Source organism: Vibrio sp. 1978 (assembly GCF_033344345.1).
The window spans coordinates 1-1,211 of sequence record NZ_JAWPOP010000115.1; the positions used below are offsets into that span (position 1 = coordinate 1).

A 1,211-nucleotide genomic window follows, 5' to 3' on the forward strand; every position below is an offset into this window, starting at 1 on the left:
TGATGTCCGAGCAGAAGGAGATCGATGTGCTGGTGACTGGCCTGCCTGTTAGTCAGTACATGGACGTAGAGCGCAGAGAGGCGTTGAAATCTCGGCTTGAGGGTGAACACCAGATCACGCCAAAACGATCGGTAGCGGTTAAGTCTGTCGTGGTTGTACCTCAACCTGCCGGTGCTTACATGGATGTTGTAAGTTCAACCAAAGATGAAGACCTCCTGGAGATTATCCAGGGAGGAAAAACCGTTGTAATTGACCCTGGGTTCTTTTCTGTAGACTGGGTAGCTCTTGAAGAGGGAGAGGTCCGCTATCACTCATCTGGCACCAGCCTCAAGGCGATGTCGGTGTTGCTACAGGAAACGGACCGGCTAATTCAGGAAGACCACGGCGGTGCCCCTGGCATCGAAAAGATCGAGAAAGCTATTCGTGCCGGTAAGGCCGAAATCTTCCTCTACGGTGAAAAGGTATCGATCAAAGACTACTTCAAGAAAGCCTCAACCAAAGTCGCTCAAAACGCCTTGATCCCTATGCGGAAGTCAATGCGTGAGGACGGGATGGATGCTGACGTAGTTCTGCTGGCTGGCGGCGGTGCCGAGGCTTACCAAGATGCGGCCAAGGAGCTTTTCCCTAAGAGCAGGATCGTACTGCCCAACGAATCCGTGGCATCCAATGCCAGGGGCTTCTGGTTCTGCGGCTGATAGATAGGAGGTCGTTGTGGCTGGTAGCAAATGGGATGGAAAAATATCTAATCTGAACATATCGGAGCAAGCCTTTCCGGAGCTCTATCGTGAACTGTCCCAGATGCAGCATAAGGCGCGTAGTGATCGGCTCCGCGCCCTTGCTCTATTGGGTCTTTATTCTCTTCGATTTTCTGGCAACATTGGGTCTTTTGAGCAACAGAGTTCAGAGAGTCAACCTGCACAGCATCAAAATTCGCCAGTGCAGACTGACGCAAAACTGAACTCTCAACGTGATTCACTTAAAGGAAAACTGATGGGCTCCGTATGACATGAAAGACCACGAGGAGTTCTCTACGCTATCAGCGGCTGAACGTAGAGAGTTAATAATCGCAGAGTTAAAGCGTAAAAGCCGCATTCGCACCCTGTTGCGAGGACTCCCGTTAGATGAAGTTCGGGAGATCATTGACAGAATGAAGGGCGTTCTCAATGAACTGGAGGAAGAGTACAAAAAGCGAGAAGAAGAAGAAAAAGAAA

General features: G+C 50.3%; 2 protein-coding genes and 1 pseudogene. All 3 read left to right on the top strand.

The features are described from left to right. Positions 1-695: ParM/StbA family protein (locus R8N49_RS24855; RefSeq protein ID WP_064754647.1), on the top strand; the 695-nt coding region annotated here is incomplete at its 5' end. A gap of 16 nt (positions 696-711) precedes the next feature. Beyond that, on the top strand, positions 712-1,005 hold the full coding sequence (locus R8N49_RS24860) for a hypothetical protein (protein ID WP_000919078.1): 294 nt from the start codon (positions 712-714) through the stop codon (positions 1,003-1,005). Position 1,006: 1 nt separating this feature from the next. After that, a pseudogene (locus R8N49_RS24865) lies at positions 1,007-1,211 on the top strand (DNA-binding protein); the annotation flags it as partial.